Genomic DNA, 25305 nt, shown 5'->3' with positions numbered 1-25305 from the left:
AGATCTTGTTGATTTTTTACACTATGCTTATTTTTCCAGCATAATTCAAGACATAGAGCTTTTCACATTTGTGAACGTGCTTCCTCAATACTGAAAAAATGAATCCAGTAAAAAGCCTGAAGAAAGGAAATAAGTTTTCAGATTTCCTTTCTTCATGACGTGATCTGGCTATACCGAAACTGACTGACCTGATCAGCCTGACCCATCGGATTGTGTGCTAGCGCGAACCAAAAGGCAGACTGAGCTCAAGCCGATTCGGATCAAACTGCTCCCTGACAATCTGGACATTGGTGGCATTCCGGTCAATACCAAAAGGTTGCAAAATCACATAGATTCCATTTCTTGGATCTGAGGACTGCAAGCCTTGCGCTACTGCCAGTACATATTCCCGGAACACAGTAGGCAGACTGTCCAGATCTGGATTAGGCGCTGCTGCCCCCATGTCAATATTTGCAACGACATCACCATCGACACTATAAGCCTGGATATCGCGTTCAATTTTCATCAGGCGCATCTGCAAAGCCTTACGCTGGCTGGCACCTTCCTGATAAGGCGTGATTTCAGTTACAGCCCGCATTTCAGGCTCTGCCATGACAGTTAAGGTGGGAAGTATGGTTGCTTCAGAATGAGCAGGAGCTGCATGACTCAGTACAGGGAGAGTAAAAGCAGTACAGGTCAGCATCAGGCCCAAGCTTTGAATGGATTTTAGGAGATTCATCTTATTACCCCTCGGTTGGAAAAGGGAAAGCGTCAGATTAAATCTTACAAGTAATACAGCTTCTTATTGTTAAGTTTGATAAACGGTCAATCGGACCCATTACACCCTCATAAAGCCAACCAGCAAATCAGGAACAAAGCTCCTAAAAAATATGAATTATTCAGAAGTTAGATTTAAAAAAGCAAAAATCCCCAATATGGGGATTGATTTGCATTACTGGCTCATCCTTTAAGGAGATCTTGGAAATTGCGCTACAGGAGATGGATTGTTGTAGTTTTCTAATAAGCCCAAATTTACCTTGTCCAGATTAATCTGTAGTTGAAGACCACGCCCTGGCTGCATGCTGCTGCTTCGATCGATCCCGACATTCTCCAGCAGTGTATACAGCCCTTGGGTTGGATCACCAGATTGTAAGCCTTGGGCAATGGTCATCACATACTGTTGCAGTGCAGGTGACAGCAAACTCAAATCTGGAGCTTGGGTCGGCTTGATATCAAGGTTTGCCAGCACATTTGGATTGACCATGAAATTTTCTGCATCTTTGGTTCCCCGGATTACCTGATGCTGTAAGGCAAGACGATTGGCTTCATTCTCAATAAATGGAACATAGCCAGTCTCATTACTCATTTCAGGTTCCGCCATAATGGTCATCGTAGGCAAGGTAAGCACCGGTTTCTGTTCTTCCGCATGCACTGCTATGCTAAATGTACCTAACAGAGCCCCAAATAAAGATGTTTTTAGACTATTCATGGGCTTTCCCCTACTTCAAATTTCACAACCTGAATGCCTTCATCGGTTGCTAAAGTCTGTATTTAATTTAATTATCTATTAGATTACCTTGATTATTTAGAGAACTCATTCTTGCTCAGATGAATGGCAAAACAAGTTAATTCTTAGGCTGAATCAAAAATCACAGGCGAAAAAAAACCTCAAACAATGTTTGAGGTTTTTTCGAATATGGTGGCGAGACCCAGGATCGAACTGGGGACACACGGATTTTCAATCCGTTGCTCTACCAACTGAGCTATCACGCCGATGCGGTGTATTAAGCCGTATCTAGACACATTAGTCAATCGAAATTATGAAAAAAAAAGATTGAGTGTCTGAATTTTGGCCTAAAAAAAATCCCTGATGGGATCAGGGATTGAAAACTTTAAAATCGTTTTGAATATGGTGGCGAGACCCAGGATCGAACTGGGGACACACGGATTTTCAATCCGTTGCTCTACCAACTGAGCTATCACGCCGATGTCGCGTATTAAACAGTTTCAGCTCTTAATCGTCAAGTACATAACGTATAAAAATCATCAAATGTTTACTTTTCCATCGATTTGCGTATTTATACAGCAATATTTTCAGCAAATACCTGACTAATAAAACAAATTGAATCTGGTATTTACAAAAAAAGCAGCCCGAAGGCTGCTTGAAATTATCTGTATCTAAATTTTTTCAAGATTTGCCAGACAGCGGTGAATGGCTCCGCATCCCGGTACAAATGCTTTTACTCCTTTTTCCTCTTCCATGCGGCATGCCTCACTCACCAGCCTTTCTGCAACCCCGCGTCCACGGTTGGCCGGATGCACCACAATGTTTTCCAGGGTTCGACTTTCGCCTTGTCCCGTGCACCAGATGGCGCCGATGATTTTGGTGTTAAATTCTGCGGTATAAAGTAAGGTATACTGTGCAAGGTTTTGCTCTAGATGTTCAATGGCATCTGCCCCATCACTAAATTCAGGGCTAGTGTCATACAGTCGCTCAAGCTGGCTGCGCACTTCGTCGTTTTCTAGAGAAGTATAAGCATGTACGGTAATAGGCATTGATAAACCCTCCTGAGCAATCTAATATGCGGTGACGTCGTCACGGCGAAAATATTTTCTACATCAATCATTTTGACGTATTTGAGGAACGTGTCTATGACAGATCGTATCAGTGAAGTGGTAAGAAATACCAACGAAACCAAAATTCGAGTTCGTTTGAACCTCGATGGTACTGGTCAAGGCACTTTAAACACTGGTATTCCATTTTTAGATCATATGATTGATCAAATCAAGCGACATGGTCTGTTCGATATTGATATTCATTGTGACGGAGATCTGGAAATTGATGACCATCATACCGTAGAAGACTGTGGTATTACCTTAGGTCAAGCGTTCGCTCAGGCTTTGGGTGATAAAAAAGGCCTACGTCGTTATGGACACTTCTATGCGCCGCTTGATGAATCTTTAAGCCGTGTCGTGGTGGATCTGTCTGGCCGTCCGGGTCTGTTTATGGACATTCCATTTACCCGCGCCATGATTGGCCGTTTTGATGTAGACCTGTTCTCTGAGTTTTTCCAGGGCTTTGTCAACCACTCGCTGATGACTGTACACATTGATAACCTGAAAGGTAAAAACAGTCACCACCAGATCGAAAGTGTATTTAAGGCATTTGCCCGTGCACTGCGTATGGCATGTGAAGTTGATCCACGTGCTGCCAATACTGTTGCTTCAACCAAAGGTACCTTGTAATGACCCGTATTGCCCTTCTTGACTATGGCATGGGAAATCTACACTCAGCAGCCAAAGCACTTGAACACGTCGGTGCAACGGTAGATGTGACCAATGATCCAAAACTGATCGCCCAAGCCGACAAAATCGTTTTTCCGGGTGTAGGTGCGATGCGTGACTGTATGCAAGGCATGCATGAAGCCGGAATTGATGAAGTCGTACGTAATGCCGTGTTCAACAAACCGGTATTGGCGATCTGTGTCGGCATGCAGGCCCTGATGCAACGTTCCGAAGAAAATGGCGGTGCGGATGCACTGGGCATTTTTGCCGGTGAAGTCAAACACTTCCCGGAAATGGCAGGTTTAAAAGTGCCGCATATGGGCTGGAACCAGGTACATCAGGCCGATCCAAGCCATCCAATGTGGAAAGACATTGCTCAGGATGCACGTTTCTATTTCGTGCACAGTTACTATGTGGAACCACAAGATCCAAGTATCGTGGCAGCGACCTGTAACTATGGTATTGATTTCTGTACTGCTCTGCATAAAGATAACCTGTTTGCGACTCAGTTCCATCCTGAAAAGAGCCATACTGCAGGCCTTCAATTGCTAAAAAACTTTGTGGATTGGAATATCTAATCCAATACATTCAAAAAGCTCGCATCATGCGGGCTTTTTTATGGGCTACAGCTTAAAATTTTATTTTTGAAAAATAATTCACATCCAAGCTTCCTTCTCTAAGGTATGCTCTATTCAACCCGAATATTCATCAATGGAAGATGCTTTAATCATGGATACCCAGCTTAACGATATTCTGCCGAGTAAAGAGGCAATAGCAAATTTTCCACCTTTTCAAAATATCGCGCCTGAAAATATTGTGGTGATTAACAGCATTCAGCAATGTGAAGCTCTACGCGAAGAACTTGAGCAGATCGCGGTCTTTGGTCTGGACACTGAGTCTAAACCGACCTTCAAGGTTGGTGAAGTGTCCACTGGTCCGCATCTGATTCAGCTGGCCACTCTGGAAAAGGCCTACCTGTTTCAGATGAATGCTGCCATTTGGGATTTTCTGAAACCGATTTTTGCCAATCGAGACCAGATTAAAGTTGGTTTTGGCCTGAAAAATGATGCGCATCTCTTCCGTAAAAGAGGCATTGAGCTAAATAGTGTGATTGAACTGTCAAAGTGCTTTGGTGCGTTCGGCATTAAAAATCCTCTTGGATTAAAAAATGCGATGGCTTTGCTATTTCAGGTGAATTTTCCTAAATCGAAACGGGTTACGACATCGAACTGGGCGAAAAAACATCTCAGTCAGGCACAGATTGAATATGCGGCTGCAGATGCCTATGCACCTTTACTGGTCTTTGAAGAATTGCTGCACCGTGGCTTGGGTCCTAAGGAAGTTCCCAATACTTCACTAAAATTGAAAATTCGCCCGCATTCAAAAATTTGAACAAACAGAAGATCAGTTTTCTAATGAAATATCATTTTGATATCAGACTCCATCAGGAGTATTGCAAAGAATAAAAAAATTGAAGAATAAAATCCTGTCACTCCAGCATATCTTCAGACAGGTTTTCTTTTTTCATACCGTTTAAGAGTTAGAAATTTCGACTTTATTTGCTAAGATGAACTCACTGAAATTCATTCTAAAGATTAAGCAAGGAGCGAAAGCATGCTGATCATCCCTGCAATTGACCTGAAAGATGGCAAATGTGTCCGTTTAAAACAAGGTCGTATGGAAGACGATACCGTATTTTCTGACGATCCGGTGGCAACAGCACAGCATTGGGTAAATGAAGGCGCTCGCCGCTTGCATTTAGTAGATTTAAATGGTGCTTTCGCAGGTACACCGATTCATAAGCCAGTGGTAGAAGCCATTGCCAAATCACAGCCAGAATTGCCTATCCAGATTGGTGGCGGGATCCGCTCGCTGGAAACTATCGAGCATTATCTGGAAGCAGGCGTATCTTTTGTGATTATTGGTACAAAAGCAGTACAAAATCCTGAATTTGTAGAAGAAGCATGCAAAAAATTTGCAGGCCACATTATTGTGGGTATCGATGCCATGAACGGCATGGTGGCAACCGATGGCTGGGCGAATGTGACTGATGTAAAAGCGACTGATCTGGCAAAACGTTTTGCGGATGCAGGCGTGTCTAGTATTGTTTATACCGATATTGCCCGTGATGGCATGATGCAGGGTGTCAACATTGAGCAAACTGTACATCTGGCACAATATTCAGGTCTGCCTGTAATTGCTTCAGGTGGTGTAACCAATATGGATGACGTGCGTAATCTGAAAGATCAGCCTGGCATTTTAGGTGCGATTACCGGTCGTGCGATCTATGAAGGCACTTTAAATCTACGTGAAGCACAATTATTGCTGGATGAACAAGAAGCGCTATAATAGCGTCTGCTGAAAAAGAGGTCTGTGGACCTCTTTTTTTTTATTGTTCAATTTTTTGATCCTCTCTCCCATGTCGACACCTGTTTCCCAAAATCCCTCTACCTGGAGGATGAAAGTTCCTCAATTTGCTCTGATCCTGATTACGATTATCTGGGGCGGCAGTTTTATCACTGTACAATATGGCCTGAATTTTAGTAGTCCGGTGATCTTTGTCGGATTACGTTTTGCAGCAGCGGCAATTGCCGTAACTATGCTGTCCCTGAAGCACTTGAAAGGCATGACACTTAAAGAAGTGGCAGCGGGTGCCATCATCGGGGCTGTAATTGCAATCGGTTATGGAACCCAAACGGTGGGCTTGCAAACGATTAGTAGCAGTGAATCGGCCTTTCTGACTGCGCTGTATGTTCCCTTAGTGCCTCTACTGCTGTGGCTACTGTTCCGTAAAAAACCATATTTCATGACCTGGGTCGGTGCCCTGTTTGCCTTTCTTGGCTTGGTCTTTTTAACCGGTAATGGCTTTGGTGCCATCCAGCTGAATTTTGGTCAGGCGCTGACTTTGCTCGGCTCGATTGCCATTGCGCTTGAGATTATTTTTATCAGTCATTTTGCTCCGAAGGTGAATACCCGGCGTGTCACCGTGTTACAACTCATTTTTGCCTCGCTATTTTGTTTTCTGATGGCACCGATACTGGGTGAATCTCAGTTACCTGGCTTCCACTGGCATCTGGCAGGTATTTTGGTCGGTCTCGGTATTGCCAGTGCCTGTATTCAGCTGGTGATGAACTGGGCACAGGAAATGGTAGATCCTTCTCAAGCTGCGATCATTTATGCCGGTGAACCGATCTGGGCAAGTTTATTTGGACATATGGCGGGAGAACGCTTACCTGCTTTAGCACTTATGGGAGGCTTAATGGTCGTACTTGGAGTAATTGCCAGCGAATGGAAACCAAAATTTTTCAGAAAAGAAAAAATAGAAGAGTTGAAGGAAGATCTTTCCTAAGCTTATGAGCTCCCCCTCTTAGAAAAGGGGGAGTTTTTTATCTAGAGAAATATAGCTAATCTTATTTGGTATACATCGGTCGATTGTCATTCAGACGCATAATGCCGCGAATCGCGCGATAGACAATCCAGATCCAGGAAACAAAGACCACAACCAGACAGAAAGTTGATGCGCCAAAAGCGACGCCTGCAAACAGGTCCGGATCTTCATGGGTAAAGAACAGGAATAGGAATGGCACAAAGGCTACAATATTCCAGAACAGATACCACCAGAAACTGCGGATTTGCCAGGTAAAGTGACTTTCAAAAATCGAACCTCGTACATCCGAGCGCTTCACATAGTTAATAATCAGTGCAATCACTGCCAGCAAGCCACCACTAAAAATGGCCACGATATATAAGATATAAAGAATCAGGGTTAGCGTGCGATTTGAGTCTTTATCAATTGAATAGTTCATCTACGCTCCTGTGGTTGTTTCTAGATATTCAGGCTGTTAAAGGGAGAAATCAGCCATATAATCAAAATGATGTTAAAAGCTATAGTACAAAAATAAATTTGCCGGAAGGGTTGTTTTTGTGTTTTATGACGTAATTTTTGCTGTGCCAGCCAGGCTGCCGGCCATCCTCCTAGAAAAGCTACCAAATGCAGGGTGTTTTCAGGAATACGGCGATTGCCCAGTTGTGCCGCTTCCTTATCCTGGGCATATAGCCAGTAACTGAGGACATTCATCAGGCTCACCAGTAACAGGATCATTCCACTCAACAATCCGGCTAAACTGAGTCCTGCCAGTACCAAAATATAGGCCACAGAAGCAACCTGCATCGGCTGTAGTTTTTCTGGCTGGCTTCGGCCTGATGTTTTAGTTTTTGTTTTTGCCGTTTTGGTTTGTGATGCTTTCAGGTACATAACCTGCTGGGCACGATAACGTCCCTGCTCATCTAGAATCACCAGATAATCTAGCGCACAACCAACAATTGGCCGTGGACCGGGACGGGCAAAATCTTTGATATGCAAAAACACGCGATCTTTGGCCGGATCATTGGGCTGAATAAAGCCATAGCCTTTGTCATCAAACCATTCTACCAAACGTCCCTGATCGCGCATTTTGCCTGTTCCTGTTTATTTTTAATTTAAGCTGTCACAAATTTTAAACGTTCAATCAGCATGTTACGCATCTCTTCCGGATTTTTTTGCAGAATATCTTCACCGGTGCGGCCTTCAGCAGCATTTTTCTGTGCCACCTGTAAACGCATCATCCAGAAACGGCCCGCAGCCATTGCCAGGTAAAGCTCCAGACATGATTTTTCATCCTCAGTCAATGGACGCACAGTTTCATAGGCTTTTAAAAAGGCATTGGCCTTTTCTTCATTTAAAGTAACTTCCGGATAATTGGTACAGAAGTCATTTAAAGTAATTGCAATATCAAACAGGAATTCATCTTTATTCAGCTCGTAAAAGTCCAGAATACCTTTCAGTTGGTCACCCTCAAACAGGGTATTGTCACGGAACAGATCCGAATGGATAAAGCCACGTGGACGATCCGGATATACTGCGGTTAAAGCTTCATACAGGCCCAGAAGTTTACCCAGTAAGACTTTATCTGCTGCGTTCAGACTCGGTTTAATTTCCTGTGCTACGTTATACCAGTAGGCATGGTCACGGACAAAGGCGCGCTCAAGTTTAAAATCTTTCAGTGCGACATGCATTTTGGCCTGAGCAATGGCAATCGCTTCCGCCTGCGCGACGGTAGATGGCATTGGATGCTCGCCCATCATGCGTGGCGCAATTTGTGCCGGTTTATTTTTTAGTGTGTGAATGGCTTTGCTTGAGTGGGATAAAGGCACCGGTACGGCGAGACCTGCCTGCCCCAAATGCTGCAAGACCGGCACCAGTTCTCCGGCGGCCTGTTCATCCATATCTTCAAAAACGGTCAGCACATATTGCTGGTTTTCGCAGACCAGAAAATAGTTCGTATTCTGGATACCTCCTTGAATGGGAATCAGATCAATCACCTCAAGTCCATAAGGTGCTGCGAAATCCTGAACTTCCTTTAAAGTCAAAGTGGTATAAACCGACATAGAAAACCTGCGAAAAAACTTACATATTTTTGCTAGAATACCGTTTCCATCTACCAAGGTGTAGCGCTTGCGTGGGTGAGTTTCATAATCGGCTGTAATAATTGGAAAAATTTATGCTAGCTAAACGTATTATTCCTTGTCTGGATGTCGACAACGGTCGCGTAGTCAAGGGTGTTCAGTTCCTTGATATTCGTGATGCGGGTGACCCGGTAGAAGTGGCACGCCGTTATAATGAACAAGGTGCCGATGAAATTACTTTCCTTGATATTACCGCTACACATCATGGACGCGACACCACTTACCGTACCGTTGAGCGTATGGCTGAATCTGTATTCGTACCGCTTACCGTAGGCGGTGGCGTGCGTAAAGTCGAAGATATTCGTCTACTATTAAATGCAGGTGCGGATAAAGTCAGCATCAACTCGGCAGCCGTCTTCAACCCTGAGTTTGTACAGGAAGCCTCACAGCGTTTTGGCGCGCAATGTATCGTGGTAGCGATTGATGCCAAAAAAACTGGCGAGAATAAATGGGAAATCTTTACCCACGGCGGACGCAAACCGACCGGCATTGATGCCCTGGAATGGGCAGAAAAAATGGCCAGCTACGGCGCAGGCGAACTGTTAATTACCTCTATGGATGCCGATGGCACCAAAGCAGGTTATGACATTCCACTCATGCGTGCTATCAATGACCGCGTCACTGTACCAACGATTGCCTCTGGTGGCGTAGGCAACTTGCAGCATCTGGCTGACGGGATTATCCATGGTGGTGCTGATGCAGTACTTGCCGCCTCTATTTTCCACTTTGGCCAGCATACCATTCCTGAGGCCAAGGCTTATCTAGCTGCTCAAGGTATTGAAATGCGTCTTTAAACGACAGCCTTCAAATGAAAAAGAGCGTGAATATCACGCTCTTTTTTTATGCATTATTCTTAGAAATCATTTAAATTCTGGACAAAAAAAAGGAGTCTTGCGACTCCCTATAAAAACCAAGAAGAACTACAGCACTTGGTATCTTTGACATTTACAATATAACTCAATCTGTATGCAGGTTGATAAGACTTTCAATCATCAACAGACGCAAATATAGGTGAAATCCTGAGCGCAATATTGACAATATATGCAGAATTTATTGACAAATCACGACAGGGTTAACCAAAGTGAGAAATGGTTAACATTTTATGTGGCAGATTACTCGAAATTTAAGTTATTTAATCACGATCTTTAGCCCATTTAGCCGGGAAATAACGCTGGGTTAAGTGGGTTAAGCGCATAGAGATCTGTTCCGGCAAGACAATACCAAGGGGATTTTTTTCCTGTAAATCTGCTGAGGAAATCACCCGGGTTCCCATCAAATAATCAAACCAGGGCTTGGTTACACACCAGTTGGCGTCTTGGTTACTATTCATATGGTGATCATAATGCCAGGGAATTTTTTTTCTGGCCCATTCTGGCTCCAGATGTGCTCGCCGATGCATATAGAAATAATTGCCTGCACTATACAGCGTGGCCAAAAACATACCTTTGGACAAGGGATAAAAAGCCAGCCCGAATACGCTTGCTGCGACGGCCAGTGAACCGATTTCATTGCGGATTCGCCAGTTTTTCAAACCTTCCACATAGGCATAATCAGAAAATCTGGTCTTGCGAACTTCACGATGATGTTCCCAATGTGAACGCATGCTGTCCGGCACTGGGCTATAACGCGTCTGCCCTGCCCGATGCGTACCATGCAGCACATATTTATGCGCAAACCATTCAAAGCCATTGGCTACGACCAGTCCTGCTAGAAAGCCTTTCCACATGATCTTTTCCTCCCTGTTTGTTTACACTATAGGTCAAACAAAGGGCTAGATATTGACCGATAATTTCAATATCATTGACAAAAAACGACAGAACAAAAGAATTAAAAAATGCACGTTCCCCAAGATTATGTCGGTTCGGTATATGGTGGTTTAGGACATTTGCTTTTGGACTATTACCAGCTCAAACAACTGGACATCCCCAAGAAATTATTTGCGATCCAGAACCTGGAGCGTTTTGATTATATTCTCTGGCGCGATCTGCTCAGCCAGCTGGATCAGGAGTTGCAGCGGCCAGCACTCGGCCTGGAAATCGCGCAACTGGTGCAGGCCAAACATCTGGGTATTATTGGCTATCTGGCATTATCCAGTGAAACGCTGGGCGAAGCCTTTATGCGTTATCATGACTATCATCGCCTGATCTATGATGGCAGTCCTTTACAGGTCAGTCTGGATCGAGATTACCTGTCCATTTCCTGGAGCGAGATTCCGTTTAAAGTGAGTACGCAACTCACAGATGAGATTGCTATCGCGCTCATGACAGAATTTATTCGCTCAAGCATTCTTGACCAGCATCAACTGCATCTGCATGAAGTCCATTTTCAACATCCGGTCAATAAAAATATTGCGGTCTATGAACAGTATTTCCGCTGCAAGGTCCGTTTTGGTCAGGCCAGAAACCAGGTACTGATTCCTGTGAGTGAAATGTCTACGCCTTTAAAGAAAGGCGATCAGACCTTACAGAAATTACTGATGCAACAGGCAGAAGCGGTGCTGGAAAAACTTCCGAACTCCACCCAGATTGATCAGCGCTTGCAACAGGCGATTCTGGTGGGTCTGCAGAAAAATATGTTCCAGATTGAACATATCGCCAAACAGATGAATTTTTCTGTACGTCAGCTACAACGTTACCTGCAAAAACAGGGTCAGACCTATCAGCAGCGTATGCAGGAAATCCGCTGCATGATGGCCATGCAATATCTGAAAGACCCTCATCTGAGTCTGCAGGAAATCAGCATGCTGCTTGGCTATTCTGAGCAGAGCGCATTTCAGCGTGCCTTCAAGCAGTGGACGGCTCAAACACCACAACAATGGCGCTCAGAATATCTAAAAACCCAGGTGCAGGAAAAATTTCTGGACTATCCTGCTACCGCAGAGATTAATGTCCCATATCAGATTTAAAAGTTTGAATAAAATAAAAAAGCTCCTCATCAAAGGAGCTTTTTTCTAGCCAGAATAGTGATTAAGAAATTTCTATAAAAATGGATTTTCAATTTCATCTGCATCATTGCGTTCAATTTTTTCTGGCAGATCCGGTGTTTCTTCGAGCTGCTGCACAATATCATTTAACAGTGCCTGCAAAACTTTGGCCGCCTTGAGACCAGCCTGGTCTTTAGTAATTTGCAGATTGCCATACAGACTGACACAGTCCAGATCATTCTCAACTGTCAGATCATGAATCGCATGCGATTCGGTTCCATTTTCAAATGCTTTAAACATTAATTTCTACTCTGTTTTATTATTTTTACTCACCTGTCTTCAGCATGCTACCTGAAGCCTGCTTTTTACAGCAAGCTCCTTTTCACTATTTCAGCAGCTGCAGGATGTATTGCAACAAGGCCTCAATCAGCTGTTTAACAATCGTATCCTGAGTATCATGATCGATCCCGCTCTTATTAACTGATGAGCTGGTATTGCTTGTACTGGCCGAACTTGAAGCCGACGGTTTGAACTCACGCTGCAGTTTTTCCAGATCTTCTTTCGGCACATCTTCAGCACACTGGCTTTCTGCATCCCAATTCGAATAGGCAATTTTCTGGTTGGCCTTCACAGCATTTGCAGTCAGTGGCAGATGATAGGTATTGCGTTTCTGTTCTTCAGTTAACTGAGGAAACAGGTTAATGCCAAGCTGCTCTTCCAGATAGCAGACACTGACAATGCGAACCTTGAGCGAATTATCATTAGGTGCATAGTAGGCACCAATGGCACCAGTTTTCGGCATGTAGATCGCTTTATACACGGCAGTTGGTACAATTACACCCTTGCCAATAGTTTTCAGCTTTTTGGCAGCAAAGACCGGCCCGGTCACTACATATACGTCCTGCTTCTGCTTGGTCACAATGGCACGGGTTGCTTCTTCCAGCTCACGCCAAACCTGCTGATTGTTCTTTGGTGCCTGCGGGACCATATTGGCCAGCGAGAAACTGTCAGACTGTGAAGCTTTATTTTGCATATCTGCATTTGGCGCCATATGGCCACGGTCATAGCCTGAACCACGGTAGTCAGCCAAAGTCGCACGATGAGCAGCATTTAGTCGTGTTTCTTCATGGAAGTTGTCTTCACGTGGAATTTTCTGGCTCAGACGCTTCGGTGTTAAGGCCTCCGCCACCCAAAGTGGCGTTTTGGATACCCCAGAATAACCCACATTAAAGCCATTAAAACACAGTGAATAACTGTCTTTTTTCAGGCTGTCTTTCATTAAGTAAGGCGGGATGTCCCGGTAAAACTGTTCCAGACAGCTCGAATTCGATGTAGACGGCAAAGAAATCCACTGACTGATTTTTTCCTGGCCAAACGCAATCGCAAAACTCCCGGAAGCGACCATTGCCAGGATCACTTTCACGCTATTTTCATTAAAAAACTGAAAAACTGAATTCTTCGACTTACGCTGCTTCTTTGCCATGCTACACGTGCTTTTAAGATCAAAATCGGGGATTTTGCGAGCTTAACAAGCCATGTATATGAAGTATATCTTACCCTCTTTATTTGCCTAATAATTACACAATCTACCCCTATATTCTTAAATCTTGTAACAAAGTGTCGTTTTTTTAGTGAGCTTTCAGCGCGGTTTTTTAACCTTTAAGTAGCTTTGATTGTGACCTCGTCTTGAGTGTGCAAAGCTATTTGACTACTCAAATTACGTACAATTATTAGCAATGGAGTTAATTTATGAATTCCAAACTATCTAAGTTATTAGGTCTCGGAATATTTACAAGTGTGATCAGTGCCGGCGCATTCGCTGAGCCTCCTGTACAAGCGGGTGAAACACTTGAAAGCTTATCTAAAGCTAAAATTAGTACCACTGTAAATGGTCAGCAAGCCTCACTGGAAAGCCTGGTGAATTCTGGACAGATCCGTCTGGTAAACCAGCCAATGTCTGCACCCGCTCAGCCAGGCCAACAGCCACAACAATCAATGCCAAATCAGCCAATGCCAACACCAGGCATGCCTGATGCACCTGTTGCACAACCAGAAATGCCGGATACCAATCCAGCTCCAGCCAATCTTGAGTCTGAACCAGCAGCGCCTGCTACAGAACAGGAAATGACTATGGGTGAAGCTGTAGAGCAACCAGTTCTTGAAGAACAGCAAGCTGCTGCACCTGAAGCAGCTGCGATGACTGAGCAAACTGAAATTGCAGTAGAAGCTGAAGCTGATCCTGCGGTAGATGCACCTTTAAACGCCGCCCCTGAAATGCCGGCTGAGACAGAAGCAACAGAACAATAATTTGTTATAAAGCTTTCTAAATTTCTCTCCCCTAAAAAACCAGAGCCTCGCTCTGGTTTTTTTATTTTTACATCTCGATCTGGCTACCCAGTTCAACTACCCGGTTGGTCGGAATCTGGTAGAAGTCGCTGACCGGACTGGTATTACGCTGCATGGAAACAAACAGTTTTTCCCGCCAAGGTGCCATTCCCTCTCCCACCGTATGCATAATCCGTTCCCGGGAGATAAAGAAACTAATCTGCATCAGGTCATATTCAAAGCCCCATTCTGCATACGCATGCTGCAATGCTTCCGGAATATTGGGCTGATCCTTAAACCCGTAATACATTGTCACTCGATAAAAATGCTCACTGAGTTTTTCCAATTTAATCCGTTCTTCATCGCCTACAAAAGGAATATCTCGGGTAATAACCGTCACTAGAATATTGCGCTCATGTAGCACCTTGTTGTGCTTGATATTGTGCAACATCGCATGCGGCACAATGGTCGGAGTTCCGGTCAGGAAAATCGCTTCACCCGGCACAAACTTGGTGCCTCCCCCAATTGAGATACTCTTAATAAACAGGTCAATTGGTAGCGCATCTTTTTCCAGACGGTTCAAGACCAGTGCACGACCATCTTTCCAGGTCATCAGAATCGTAAATAATGCCGCCCCGAGCAGGATCGGCACCCAGCCACCTGATGCAATTTTTAAAGAAGTTGAGGCTACAAAAACTAGATCCAGCATCAGGAATGGTGTGGCAAATAACACTACTTTCCAGATTGGCCAGCGCCAGAAACCATAAGCCAGAATGCTGATTAAAATGGTACCACACAGCATAGTCATGGTGACTGCGACCCCATAAGCACTCGCTAAGCGGGCGCTATTTTCAAAGAGTAAAATCAGAATCACTACAGAAATAAACAGCATCCAGTTAATGAAGGGCAGATAAATCTGGCCACGCTCTTCGGCTGAGGTATGTTTTACACTCAGGCGTGGCAAATAACGCAGTTGAATGGCCTGATTCACCATGGAGAATACCCCGGTAATGACGGCCTGTGAGGCGATCACAGCAGCTGCTGTGGCCAAACCAATCATTGGATATAAGCCCCATTCCGGAAGCAGCATATAAAAAGGATTTTCCAGTGCTTCAGGACGGCGCAGCAATAATGCCCCTTGTCCAGCATAATTGAGCAACAAACATGGCAATACGATAATGAACCAAGCCAGACGAATCGGCAGACGACCAAAATGCCCCATATCGGCATAAATGGCTTCACCACCAGTCATGGTCAGAATCACGGCGCCCATGGTCAAGAAGGCTACAAAAGGCTGATCGACCACAAAATGATAGGCCCAGTATGGATTCACCATAGCCAGTACTGTCGGGGTCTGAATAATACTCCACAAACCGAAACCACCAATTGACAGGAACCAGAGTAAGGTCAACGGACCAAAAAATTTGCCCATGGTTCCAGTACCATGACGTTGTACCAGAAAGAGTCCCGCAATAATCCCGATCGATAGAGGTTCTAACCATTGATTAAACACAGGTGTGGCTATACTCAGCCCTTCAACCGCAGATAACACAGAAATTGCCGGGGTAATGATCCCGTCACCAAAAAACAGCGATGCCCCAATAAAGCCGAGCGCAATCAGGTAAATTTTCTTGTCATCAGAAATGCGTGTGGTTCGCAAATTGAGAGCCAGCAAGGACATGATTCCGCCCTCACCGTTGTTATCGGCACGCATGATAATAGTGACGTATTTGAAGCTCACCGTCAGCATGATGCACCAGAAGATCAAGGACAAAATGCCCAACACCGAAGCTTCACTAATGGCAAGGTGCGACGTCAGGAAACATTGGCGTAGTGCATACAATGGACTGGTTCCAATATCTCCAAAAACAACCCCAAGCGCAGCCAGCGTAATTACCGGGAGAGCTGCTTTCTGTGCAGTGCTTTGCATATATCGTCTTCGTTTTTAACAAGCATTTTTGCGAATCATAGCATTGCGCTCAAAGTTTTTCCGCAAATCAATTGTTTCAAGCTTGGCAGACTGGCTTTTTTTCTATATCATCCACGGCCATGGTGAGGTGTCCGAGTGGCTGAAGGAGCACGCCTGGAAAGTGTGTATACGTTTATAGCGTATCGAGGGTTCGAATCCCTCTCTCACCGCCAAATATCATTATCATGTCGCCACATGATGTCTCAAAAGGTTTAAATCTAAAGGGTTTAAGCCTTTTTTGTTGCCGAAATTATTAGGGAATGGATTAAAAATAAAAGAATAACTATACAAGTTACATAAATGATGCCGGATGGCTGTTGAATGACACTGAGGAATATTCGAGCATGATCCTATCTTGGTAAAAAATGATGGATCGCTATGAAAGATGATGAAAAACCCCTAAATTTTGATGATGATAATGAGCCTCTGGATTTCGAAGATGAGGAGTTCACTGACGATAAAAAAGAGGATGAAATGTACAATCCGATCACCAAAGATGGATCAAGTGTAGATCCTGCGGATGATGGCACACGTCATCTTCGTCCTGAAGATGGTGATCCGCTAGAAGTCGAGCCTTAAGCCCTAGCCCAATTTTATATTGGGCTTTTTTTATAGTCTAAAACCTTAAAAGTGAGCATCTTGGACAGATGAATTGAAAAAGGATAATTCATTTTACTGGTTATTTTTGAGATGAGTATTGCTTGCCTTTTCTTTTGATAGATTTAAAGATGTAAGGATATAGGTTGAGATATATTGAAATAAATTCTCTGGATAAAACCATGATATATCCATTTTTATTAATTTCTTAACTTTATGTTCTTCTTTTAGTTTATTTATATGATGGAGACAAAAACTGGCATAAAAATAGCTTAATTTAATTGTCATCATCGCTATGTTATGGTGGAATCAAAACAGGATAAAAGGAGAATAAAAACCTAAAGATAGAAAACGTTATTGCTTGAGTCTTCCTTATTTGGGTTAGAAAAAAGTGGAAACACTGCTATTCGGAGAGTGGACATGAATAACAGCGCAAACTACATGAAACAGATAAAAAATGCCAAACGCGGTGGTTATACCCCGACCATTGCCAAAGACGTCAACAAACATAAGATTCAAAAAGCCCTAAAATTAATTGAACAGTGGAGAAGTCTTGCTCAAGAACTCAAACCTCAAATGCAGTTTGATATGGCCTTTACTTTAGAGGAATGCGCACAAGACCTGGATCGGATACTCAAAAGCAGATAATTCCCTTTTAACTCACTCATAATAGATTTTAAATATCAACCCCTTATCCTTGCCCATATCACTGATATGGGCAATTTCATGATTTAAATGTAGATGCCTGAGTGAAGATGATTCAATGATCAGCAATAAAAAATTGGTTATAAGATTGAACGGTTATTTTTTGGCTTGCGCCCTTAAGAAAAATCTGTAAAATGCACTCCACAACGCCGGCATAGCTCAGTTGGTAGAGCAACTGACTTGTAATCAGTAGGTCCACAGTTCGAATCCGTGTGCCGGCACCATTTTCTTAGCCTCGCTTTTTAGTGAGGCTTTGATGTTTCTGGGTTTGGCATTTTTATATAGCTGTTTTTTGCCTTGAATACTCAGATCGCCTGTGCCGTCACCTGCACATATCTTACAATCCCATCCTGATATAACTTCTGACAAAGCTTTGCCGTCATCTGGATTTTAAACTGATCCAGTCTTTTGCCTTTTTGTTTCAATTTCTTTGTATTTAAATTCTGATTTACATAATCAGCAAAACCTGAAAATACCGCTTCGGACAGATCTTCAATCTGAATATTCTTAAATTCAAAATTTTCCAAACAATGATAAAGCTCATTTTTCAACATCAGGTTTTTTAAATTGACATCGGCGGATGTCAGCAGAAACTGATATTTACGCTTTTGCAGCGCATTCAAGCTGTTCCATTTTTCAGACAAGATCAGATGATGAAAGCCAATCCGTGCATTGGTGTTCAAAACACTGCGTACCTGATCTAGAAGTTCGGGAACGGAACTATGATAGGCAGCATCCAGACATAGCACCACATCAAAGCGCTGGGAAAAATGCATGTCTTTTAAACGCAGGAAAGAAGCCGGATAGATGGCATTGAGATTAGGTAAATGTTGCTGAATATTCGCCACACAAGCAGGCTGAAGTTCTACACCGGCCAGATATTGCACCTGATAGTGTTGCTGCCAGTGCAACAGGCTGGCACCCTGTCCACAGCCCAGATCCAGCAATTTATCCTTTGAATTTAAACCGACCATTTCTGCCAAATGGTCGGCCAAAGTTCGACAGGCAGCTACATAATCCTGCTGCCCTTCCCGCCAATAACCCAGATTGCTCCAGGGCAACTGCGACTGGTCTCCCAGCAACGAAGCATCAATTGCATATTTATGTTGAGGAAGACGCTGACGAAGTGCCTGAAACCATTGCATCAATCAATAACCGAGTTGGGGTGCTACCTCGATCTTAGGTTTAAGTCCTTCAAATGGCAACGGTGCTCCCATAATTGCAGCAATTTTCATGGCAGAAGTCACTGCAGATTCCAAGATTGGTAAACCGTCCGATGACCATGAGCCGCAGTAGAACACTTTACGGTTCATTTCCAGATGACGATGCTGTAATTCTTTATTGAGGGCGATGGTATTAGCATCCACCACCGCACGGGTCAAGGTCACTGATGAAATCACTTTTTTCGGATCAATCTCAGTCACAGGACGCCAGGTCTGGAATACTGGTGATTTACCCACCAGACTCGGTTCAACCGCATTCAGCCAAACCGTAAATTGCTGACGGGTAAACTTGCGATCCATCATATAGCTGAGTACAGCCCAATCCTTACGTTTCGGTGGCATCACGCTGCTATCGCGGTGAATGACCAATTCACCCTGTTCAAATTTGAATTTCTTTAACAGCTCGATATCACGGCCAAACTGTTCATGATCCAGGAATTCATCAATATGATTGGTTGGTGTCGCCACAACCACACGATCAAAGGTTTTCGACAGACCAGCTGCATTTTCTACCAGTACTTTGTCGCCCTGCTCTTTTACCGAAACGATCGGCGCACCACTTTCAATGTGAATGCCTTCAATCAGCTTGTCTACCAAAGCCGGAGTACCGCCCTGCATACGTAATAAGGCATCACCATCCGTTAGCTGACGCAGGAAAATCAATAAAGGTTTGGCTGGCCATTCACCAATGGTTTTTGGATTACAGGTACAGATGGTATACAGCACCGGCATCACCGCACCATGCCAGAACACTTCTTCAATCTCATTGCGATTGATAAATTCTGCCAGGCTGATGTCCTGATTTTTGGATTTAAAGAATTTTGCCAAGGCTGTTTTGAGTTGCAGCAAACCTTTAACCAGACGCCAGCCATATTGCTGGATGCCTTTGCGGTTATTGATAATCGGAATATTGCCAATCCGGCTACGTGACGTGGTTAGCCAGGTTTCTACCCGGTCTTCAAACAGCCAGCTACAGGCCATATAGGTACGTACCGGGTAAGTTTTAATGCCCAGATGAGTCGCCAGACTTAAGGTATTTTTCCACAGATAAGGATTCATCACACGTAAAGGTGCGTCAATGAGGCCTCCTTCAAATTCGAGACTATGACTGTCCATGCCGCGACCTTGAAGCGCTTCAAAAATAGTAATGCGATGTCCTGCGTCCTGAAGAATTCTGGCAGTAGCCAGTCCAGCCATGCCACTACCAATTACTGCGATATCCAATCTGATCATCCGTCATTGAAAAACTAAAAGAAATTATGAACCATGCTTTCGGCAAATAGGTTATTAAAATCTTCCAGAATACTTTTTTTTCGTAAGTCTGAGTTAACGTAACTTTACAAATAAATTACATTTTTTGAATAGCAAAAAACGTCTTTATATAGAGTAACTTAAACCGCCATTATATTTAAATATTTAAAAATAAATCTTTAAAAAACAAATGATTTAATTAACCGATTTTTTAATCATCGGTTTACAAAGACCGCAAAACACTCTATAATATGCAGCACAAGAAAGAGATAAATTCATAGAGATAAACAAAATGAATTTATCCAAGAAACTCGTAAAAACGACAAGAAATTCCAGCGCATTAGAAAAAAAAGCCTCTGCTTGTGCAGAGGCTTCTTTGTTTTAAGACTGACTGTATTATTCGGCCTGTACCGCGATTTCACCAAATTTACCCTGATTAAAATCTTGAAATGCCTGAATAATTTCTTCCTTGGTATTCATTACAAATGGGCCATAGCCTTGAATAGGTTCATTCAGCGGCTCACCGGTCAAAAGCAAAAATTTAGTGTCCTGATCGGCCTGTAGCTGAATTTCAGGATCATCATCGCGCGCAAACATCACAATAGAGCTATCCAGGACTTTTTGACTGCCATTTACCACCAGCTCACCCGCCAGTACAACCAGCAAAGCATTATGTCCGGTAGGTACATGCAACGTAGTTTCATACTCCGCTTTTAGCTCGCCATCCCAGACATTCACCGGACTAAAGGTATGCGCAGGGCCATGATGACCTCCGAATTCTCCGGCAATCACCCGGATATGTCCTGCACCTTCATCCATTTCAATCCGTGGAATCTCAGCTGCAGTAATGGCCTGATAACGTGGCGCGGTCATTTTGTCTTTGGCTGGCAAGTTGACCCAGAGTTGAACCATTTCAAACAGGCCGCCCTTTTGCGCAAAATCTGGAGAATGAAATTCTTCATGCACCACCCCTGCACCCGCTGTCATCCACTGCACATCGCTGGTCTGAATCGTACCGCCACCGCCACTGGAGTCCTGGTGGGTCACTGCACCCTGATAAGCCAAGGTTACAGTTTCAAAACCACGATGCGGATGTGAACCTACACCATGCTGCTCAGTGGTTGGCGCAAAGTGATACGGCGCTGCATAATCCAGCAATAAAAATGGACTAATGGCCTGCCCCAAACGGTCATAAGAAAACAGGTTTTTCACCGGGAAGCCGTCACCAACCCAGTGCATGTTTTGATTACGGTAAACACCAATAATTTTTTTCATCTTTTACTCCTATACACAATAGGATGAACATGCAGCCATTTTAAGCTTTATCAGCAGTCATCAATACCGTACTTCTAGAATGCAGTATTTCAAATATAAGACGGTTCGACTCTTAGATTTCTGTGTAGCTACTTATAACTTTAGCTTTGCTATAAGACGTTAATTTAGGTAGTCATGAGCAGTAGATAATAAAAAACCCAGCGCTGAGGGCTGGGTTTTTTAATTTCGATAAAGTGTTATCGAATTAGATTTTACCGACCAGGTCGATTGAAGGAGCAAGAGTCGCTTCACCTTCTTTCCATTTTGCAGGACATACTTCACCTGGGTGAGCGTGTACATATTGAGCCGCTTTTACTTTACGAAGCAGTTCTTGCGCGTCACGACCGATACCGCCCGCGTTGATTTCAACGATCTGGATTTTACCGTCTGGATCGATCACGAAAGTACCACGATCCGCCAGACCATCAGCTTCAATCAGCACTTCAAAGTTTTTCGCCAAAGTCCAGGTTGGATCGCCGATCATTGGATACTGGATTTTACCAATCACGTCAGAAGTATCGTGCCAAGCTTTGTGCGTGAAGTGCGTGTCGGTAGATACTGAGTAGATTTCTACGCCCAGTTTCTGGAATTCAGCATACTGATCAGCAAGATCGCCTAATTCTGTTGGACAAACAAATGTGAAGTCAGCAGGATAGAAAAATACTACAGACCATTTGCCTTTCATGTCTTGCTCAGACACTTCAATAAATTGGCCATTGTGGTAAGCAGTTGCGTTGAATGGCTTAACTTCAGTATTGATTAAACTCATAAGTCTATTCCTATCTATTCGTGAAAGTGTGTGTTCATTTGATGTAGTTAAGAATACGCAAAAATCACCAATAGGTAAAACCGTAACTTTTTATTAAAACTATCGGTTTTTTAGATTTATAGTTCCTTTTATTTTTATCTTTCTGATTTGTTTAATCGATTTTGACGGTTTTACTTTCTTGAAAATGCTGTATAGATTTCCAGGCCGATTTTGCCAAGGCTGCTGCATAGTGTTTAGGAGAGGCGTGGACTCGACTAGATAACCAGCTCCGGCAATAACTTTCAGTGGGTCCAATGATCAGTGACATAAGCAGTTCTAAGGGAATAGCTTGTAATTGACTGATATCTGCCTGCTGAGCCAGCCATTGTTTTAATTCCTGATTGCGCTGCTGATTCGACTGCTGCAATTCCTCTTTGAAGTCACTATTTTGAACTGTATGATGCGCGGCATAAAGAAAGCGGGCAAAATCAGGATATGCTACAACCCAATCGATATAACTCTGAATCACTGCCTGTATACCTCGTTCAATACCCTGAACTTGTGACAAAGCCTGCAAACGCTGCTCCGACTGATCTGTAAGTGCTGAAATATACAGTGCTGCAATGATCCCTTCCTTGTTTTTAAAATGATGGTAGATCGCCCCGATACTGGTATCGGCCTGATCACGGATCATTTCAATCGTAGTCGCAGCAATGCCTGTACGCAGAAACTCTGTCAATGCACATTCCAGAATCTGACGTTTGAGTAAAGCCCGTCTTCCCTTAAAAATCCTTTCCAGCAATTCCATGTTTTGCATTTTTAATATTTAAATCCTCTCTATTTTTGAAAGCAGGCTGGCAGCCTGATGTCTGGTTTTTGTCAGATGTGCTAATACAGAATAATATTCTGTATGAGAATATTATTCTGATTAAAAATAATATACAGGAAGTTATATATGAGCCAAGCCCTAAAAATCTGGAAAAGCCTAGAAAATAAGCCAGCCGGTAAATATCTTTTTTCTAAATTACTTTGTCTAAAAGCACCCTATTTCGGCAGTATTTCTCCACTGTTTGAAGATTTAAAGCCTGAATATTGTGCAGAAACATCGTGCCGTGCTGAACCATTTAGGCACTGTACACGCGATTGCCATGTGTAACATGGCTGAACTGGCAGGCGGCACCATGACCGATGCAACCGTTCCGAAAACTCATCGCTGGATTCCCAAGGGTATGCAGGTCGAATATGTCAAAAAAGCCACTACTGATCTGATCGCGATTGCGACACCCGCCGAGCCTAACTTTATATGGAACGAAGGCAGCGATTATCTGGTCAATGTAGAAATTAAAGATACTGCAGAAGAAGTCATATTTCGGGCAGTGATCACCATGTGGGTGTCCGTGAAAAAATAGAAGAACCTAGATATGAAAAACCCGCCAAATGGCGGGTTTTCATGATGATTTACCTTTCTAATATCGGGATCAAAATGGAAGATCATCGTCCAGATCAGCTGCAGGCGCTGCTACTGGAGCAGGTGCAGACTTCGGCGCATAACCACCCTGGTTATTTTGGTTATTGTTGCCATAACCACCGCCCTGATTATTGTTAAAACCACCTTGCTGAGGAGCTGAGCCATAACCACCTTGAGGATTATTGCCATAACCGCCACCCTGGTTATTGTTATTAAAACGTGGCTGGTTAAAACCGTTATCGCCTTGCTCGCCTTGTGGACGACCAGAATCCAGCATTTGCATTTGCTCACCACGGATTTCCGTTGTGTAGCGTTCTTGACCGCTTTGATCTGTCCATTGACGGGTACGTAATGAACCTTCGATATAAACTTTAGAACCTTTGCGCAGATATTGCTGTGCAATTTCACCTAAACGGTTATGCAGCACAATACGATGCCATTCGGTTTGCTCTTTACGTTCGCCCGTATTTTTATCAGTCCATGAATCGCTGGTTGCGATAGAGAATTGAGTGAGAGAACCACCATTTGGGAAAGTTTTGGTCTCAGGATCTCGACCTAAAGTACCAACTAAAATGACCTTATTAACACCACGCATCAGACGTACACTTCCTATTTATTTCTATATTTTACTTTATAAGAGTTATGTTTAAATGGCTACCTCTTTACCTAACAAGTGCGTTAATTGTTGTCGCGAAACATCATCAACCTGCTGTTTATCGACCTTGACAAAGGCGACTTGCTGTTCAGACATGACCACAACCTCTTCAATACCACGAATCGCTAAAAGTTGAGAAGTCCATTCATCTGTTTGTTTACTCTCTGGCAGACGAAGCACGAGCGATGAAAGATAGCGTGGTTGAGCCAACCCAAAACTCATGAGCAGCCAAATTATAGCAATTGCCGATAAAATACTCCAACCGAGCGAAGTGTTGTTGAGTAACAACAATTGTCCACCAATGATCCCGCCAAAAAACGCGCCCAGAAACTGACTACTGGCATTCACGCCCATCGCAGTGGCTTTAGATTGAATCGGGGCTGCTTTGGACAACCATGAGGGCAATAAGGCTTCCATGACGTTAAAGGCAATAAAGAATAAACCTAATCCACCGATCAGCACATATTTGGATTCAAAGCCAAAAATCATGATCAACAGACCCAGAATAATCCCGCCAATCGCTGTCAGGAAAATACTGCGCATCTTGCGATATTTCTCTGCCAGTACAATGCTCGGGAAGGCAAAAAACAGACTGACGACCAGCAGCGGCAGATAGACCCAGCCATGGCTCGATAATGGCAGTTCAGCAACTTCAATCAGTTGCGATGGCACATAAATAAACATGGCTGTGAGCAGCAAATGCAGGGTAAATACTGAAATATGCAGACGGTTCAGATCCCCCATTTTCAGGACCTGTTTTAGCTGCTCCAGATAGCCCTGCTGAAAATTTTTATGATGACGGGTAACTTTAGGGACCATCAACAACATCGCAATCGCAGCCAAGCCCATTACGGTGGTCACCCAGAACAGACCGGAAATGCCGACCAGTCCTGTCACCCACGGCCCCATGGTAAAGGCCACCACAAAGGACAGGCCGATACTCATGCCCATCACCGCCATGGCTTTCATGCGGTTTTCTTCGCGGGTCACATCGGCCAGTAAGGCCATTACCACTGCTGAAACTGCTCCACCACCCGCAATCGCACGACCGATGATCACGCCATAAATGGTGTCAGACATTGCAGCAATCGCACCACCTAGAGCGAATAGCAACAAGCCCAAAACCACCAGTGGCTTACGGCTATAGCGGTCTGCAATCAGGCTAAACGGAATCTGTAAAATGGCCTGTGTCAGGCCATAAATACCCACCGCCAGACCAATCAGTGCCGGCGTAGCATATTCATATGACTGCCCTGCTACCGAGAATACAGGGATGATCATAAACAACCCCAGCATGCGCAGTGCGAAAATACTGCTCAGGGCAAAGGTCGAGCGACGTTCTAAGGCATTCATCATAA

At 43.8% G+C, this 25305-nt stretch carries 27 protein-coding genes, 4 tRNA genes and 1 pseudogene; 13 read left to right on the top strand and 19 right to left on the bottom strand.

From position 1 onward, the window contains the following. Positions 1-217 precede the first annotated feature (217 nt). From FTU01_RS00205 to FTU01_RS00185, 5 genes are all read right to left on the bottom strand, one after another. On the bottom strand, positions 218-718 hold the full coding sequence (locus FTU01_RS00205) for a hypothetical protein (RefSeq protein WP_180052765.1): 501 nt from the start codon (positions 716-718) through the stop codon (positions 218-220). 228 nt (positions 719-946) lie between these two features. Further along, complete coding sequence (locus tag FTU01_RS00200) at positions 947-1468, bottom strand: hypothetical protein (RefSeq protein WP_166136839.1); 522 nt, start codon at positions 1466-1468, stop codon at positions 947-949. A gap of 208 nt (positions 1469-1676) precedes the next feature. Next, a tRNA-Phe gene (locus tag FTU01_RS00195) sits at positions 1677-1752 on the bottom strand. 137 nt (positions 1753-1889) lie between these two features. Then, positions 1890-1965, bottom strand: a tRNA-Phe gene (locus FTU01_RS00190). A gap of 192 nt (positions 1966-2157) precedes the next feature. Next, the gene (locus tag FTU01_RS00185; protein WP_004781604.1) at positions 2158-2535 is read right to left on the bottom strand and encodes a GNAT family N-acetyltransferase; all 378 of its coding nucleotides are present in this window, start codon (positions 2533-2535) and stop codon (positions 2158-2160) included. Between the two features lie 96 nt (positions 2536-2631). Here FTU01_RS00185 and hisB point away from each other — a divergent pair, with 96 nt between their 5' ends. From hisB to FTU01_RS00160, 5 genes are all read left to right on the top strand, one after another. Next, on the top strand, positions 2632-3225 hold the full coding sequence (gene hisB / locus FTU01_RS00180; protein WP_005232589.1) for an imidazoleglycerol-phosphate dehydratase HisB: 594 nt from the start codon (positions 2632-2634) through the stop codon (positions 3223-3225). Then, entirely contained in the window at positions 3225-3842 is a 618-nt protein-coding gene (hisH, locus tag FTU01_RS00175) for an imidazole glycerol phosphate synthase subunit HisH (RefSeq protein ID WP_004781601.1), read from the top strand. The genes hisB and hisH overlap by 1 nt, the downstream gene beginning before the upstream one ends. 151 nt (positions 3843-3993) lie before the next feature. Then, entirely contained in the window at positions 3994-4656 is a 663-nt protein-coding gene (locus FTU01_RS00170; RefSeq protein WP_180034195.1) for a 3'-5' exonuclease, read from the top strand. Positions 4657-4878: 222 nt separating this feature from the next. Next, entirely contained in the window at positions 4879-5613 is a 735-nt protein-coding gene (gene hisA / locus FTU01_RS00165) for a 1-(5-phosphoribosyl)-5-[(5-phosphoribosylamino)methylideneamino]imidazole-4-carboxamide isomerase (protein ID WP_005232592.1), read from the top strand. Between the two features lie 70 nt (positions 5614-5683). Next, positions 5684-6613, top strand: a complete 930-nt coding sequence (locus tag FTU01_RS00160; protein ID WP_180137734.1) for a DMT family transporter — start codon at positions 5684-5686, stop codon at positions 6611-6613. A 61-nt stretch (positions 6614-6674) separates the two neighbouring features. On the opposite strand, the gene FTU01_RS00155 is transcribed toward FTU01_RS00160, so the two are convergent. The 3 genes from FTU01_RS00155 to FTU01_RS00145 are packed head-to-tail and all read right to left on the bottom strand — an operon-like array spanning position 6675 to position 8691. Further along, positions 6675-7070 carry a hypothetical protein gene (locus tag FTU01_RS00155; RefSeq protein WP_004781593.1) on the bottom strand — a complete coding sequence of 132 codons (396 nt, stop codon included), beginning with the start codon at positions 7068-7070 and terminating at the stop codon, positions 6675-6677. Between the two features lie 20 nt (positions 7071-7090). Then, entirely contained in the window at positions 7091-7717 is a 627-nt protein-coding gene (locus tag FTU01_RS00150) for a DUF1294 domain-containing protein (RefSeq protein WP_034170207.1), read from the bottom strand. Positions 7718-7743: 26 nt separating this feature from the next. Then, positions 7744-8691, bottom strand: a complete 948-nt coding sequence (locus tag FTU01_RS00145) for a homoserine kinase (RefSeq protein WP_159123715.1) — start codon at positions 8689-8691, stop codon at positions 7744-7746. A gap of 113 nt (positions 8692-8804) precedes the next feature. On the opposite strand from FTU01_RS00145, the gene hisF reads away from it, so the two are divergent. Beyond that, the gene (gene hisF, locus FTU01_RS00140; protein ID WP_004781588.1) at positions 8805-9563 is read left to right on the top strand and encodes an imidazole glycerol phosphate synthase subunit HisF; all 759 of its coding nucleotides are present in this window, start codon (positions 8805-8807) and stop codon (positions 9561-9563) included. A 338-nt stretch (positions 9564-9901) separates the two neighbouring features. Here hisF and FTU01_RS00135 read toward each other — a convergent pair whose 3' ends face one another. Continuing rightward, positions 9902-10495: a hypothetical protein gene (locus FTU01_RS00135; RefSeq protein WP_179991945.1), complete on the bottom strand. Its 594-nt coding sequence runs from the start codon at positions 10493-10495 to the stop codon at positions 9902-9904. A gap of 108 nt (positions 10496-10603) precedes the next feature. Between FTU01_RS00135 and FTU01_RS00130 the strand changes: the two genes are divergently transcribed. Continuing rightward, on the top strand, positions 10604-11674 hold the full coding sequence (locus tag FTU01_RS00130; protein ID WP_180137731.1) for an AraC family transcriptional regulator: 1071 nt from the start codon (positions 10604-10606) through the stop codon (positions 11672-11674). 72 nt (positions 11675-11746) lie between these two features. On the opposite strand, the gene FTU01_RS00125 is transcribed toward FTU01_RS00130, so the two are convergent. Both FTU01_RS00125 and FTU01_RS00120 read right to left on the bottom strand, forming a co-directional pair. Beyond that, positions 11747-11992 carry a hypothetical protein gene (locus FTU01_RS00125; RefSeq protein WP_004781584.1) on the bottom strand — a complete coding sequence of 82 codons (246 nt, stop codon included), beginning with the start codon at positions 11990-11992 and terminating at the stop codon, positions 11747-11749. An 85-nt stretch (positions 11993-12077) separates the two neighbouring features. Beyond that, positions 12078-13175, bottom strand: a complete 1098-nt coding sequence (locus FTU01_RS00120; protein ID WP_180137729.1) for a DNA/RNA non-specific endonuclease — start codon at positions 13173-13175, stop codon at positions 12078-12080. A gap of 266 nt (positions 13176-13441) precedes the next feature. On the opposite strand from FTU01_RS00120, the gene FTU01_RS00115 reads away from it, so the two are divergent. Further along, a complete protein-coding gene (locus FTU01_RS00115; RefSeq protein WP_180057553.1) occupies positions 13442-13999 on the top strand; it encodes a hypothetical protein in 558 nt (185 codons plus the stop codon). Positions 14000-14066: 67 nt separating this feature from the next. Here the strand turns inward: FTU01_RS00115 and FTU01_RS00110 are convergent, their stop codons facing one another. Beyond that, positions 14067-15947 carry a potassium transporter Kup gene (locus FTU01_RS00110; protein ID WP_104426719.1) on the bottom strand — a complete coding sequence of 627 codons (1881 nt, stop codon included), beginning with the start codon at positions 15945-15947 and terminating at the stop codon, positions 14067-14069. A 121-nt stretch (positions 15948-16068) separates the two neighbouring features. Here FTU01_RS00110 and FTU01_RS00105 point away from each other — a divergent pair. From FTU01_RS00105 to FTU01_RS00090, 4 genes are all read left to right on the top strand, one after another. Then, positions 16069-16159, top strand: a tRNA-Ser gene (locus tag FTU01_RS00105). 205 nt (positions 16160-16364) lie between these two features. Further along, a complete protein-coding gene (locus FTU01_RS00100) occupies positions 16365-16565 on the top strand; it encodes a hypothetical protein (RefSeq protein WP_004781578.1) in 201 nt (66 codons plus the stop codon). A 438-nt stretch (positions 16566-17003) separates the two neighbouring features. Further along, the gene (locus tag FTU01_RS00095) at positions 17004-17231 is read left to right on the top strand and encodes a hypothetical protein (RefSeq protein WP_004781576.1); all 228 of its coding nucleotides are present in this window, start codon (positions 17004-17006) and stop codon (positions 17229-17231) included. A gap of 205 nt (positions 17232-17436) precedes the next feature. After that, positions 17437-17512, top strand: a tRNA-Thr gene (locus tag FTU01_RS00090). Positions 17513-17593: 81 nt separating this feature from the next. On the opposite strand, the gene FTU01_RS00085 is transcribed toward FTU01_RS00090, so the two are convergent. From FTU01_RS00085 to FTU01_RS00065, 5 genes are all read right to left on the bottom strand, one after another. Next, the gene (locus FTU01_RS00085; RefSeq protein WP_159123709.1) at positions 17594-18433 is read right to left on the bottom strand and encodes a cyclopropane-fatty-acyl-phospholipid synthase family protein; all 840 of its coding nucleotides are present in this window, start codon (positions 18431-18433) and stop codon (positions 17594-17596) included. A gap of 3 nt (positions 18434-18436) precedes the next feature. Next, a complete protein-coding gene (locus FTU01_RS00080) occupies positions 18437-19744 on the bottom strand; it encodes an FAD-dependent oxidoreductase (protein ID WP_125279600.1) in 1308 nt (435 codons plus the stop codon). 414 nt (positions 19745-20158) lie between these two features. Further along, positions 20159-21037 carry a pirin family protein gene (locus tag FTU01_RS00075; protein WP_180012427.1) on the bottom strand — a complete coding sequence of 293 codons (879 nt, stop codon included), beginning with the start codon at positions 21035-21037 and terminating at the stop codon, positions 20159-20161. 244 nt (positions 21038-21281) lie between these two features. After that, the gene (gene ahpC / locus FTU01_RS00070) at positions 21282-21845 is read right to left on the bottom strand and encodes an alkyl hydroperoxide reductase subunit C (RefSeq protein ID WP_005232609.1); all 564 of its coding nucleotides are present in this window, start codon (positions 21843-21845) and stop codon (positions 21282-21284) included. Between the two features lie 151 nt (positions 21846-21996). Then, on the bottom strand, positions 21997-22641 hold the full coding sequence (locus FTU01_RS00065) for a TetR/AcrR family transcriptional regulator (protein WP_180012429.1): 645 nt from the start codon (positions 22639-22641) through the stop codon (positions 21997-21999). A 138-nt stretch (positions 22642-22779) separates the two neighbouring features. Between FTU01_RS00065 and FTU01_RS00060 the strand changes: the two are divergent. Further along, positions 22780-23233, top strand: a pseudogene (locus FTU01_RS00060) (hotdog fold domain-containing protein). Positions 23234-23302: 69 nt separating this feature from the next. On the opposite strand, the gene ssb reads toward FTU01_RS00060, so the two are convergent. Together ssb and FTU01_RS00050 are read right to left on the bottom strand one after the other, a co-directional pair. After that, on the bottom strand, positions 23303-23887 hold the full coding sequence (ssb, locus tag FTU01_RS00055; protein WP_004781559.1) for a single-stranded DNA-binding protein: 585 nt from the start codon (positions 23885-23887) through the stop codon (positions 23303-23305). 51 nt (positions 23888-23938) lie between these two features. Beyond that, positions 23939-25303, bottom strand: coding sequence for an MFS transporter (locus FTU01_RS00050; RefSeq protein WP_034170221.1), 1365 nt, complete (start codon positions 25301-25303; stop codon positions 23939-23941). Positions 25304-25305: the final 2 nt, after the last annotated feature.

The organism is Acinetobacter sp. YH12043, from assembly GCF_013419915.1.
Classification (GTDB): domain Bacteria; phylum Pseudomonadota; class Gammaproteobacteria; order Pseudomonadales; family Moraxellaceae; genus Acinetobacter.
The sequence above is the reverse complement of the archived record's forward strand: the minus strand, read 5'-3'. Positions and strand labels throughout refer to the sequence as shown.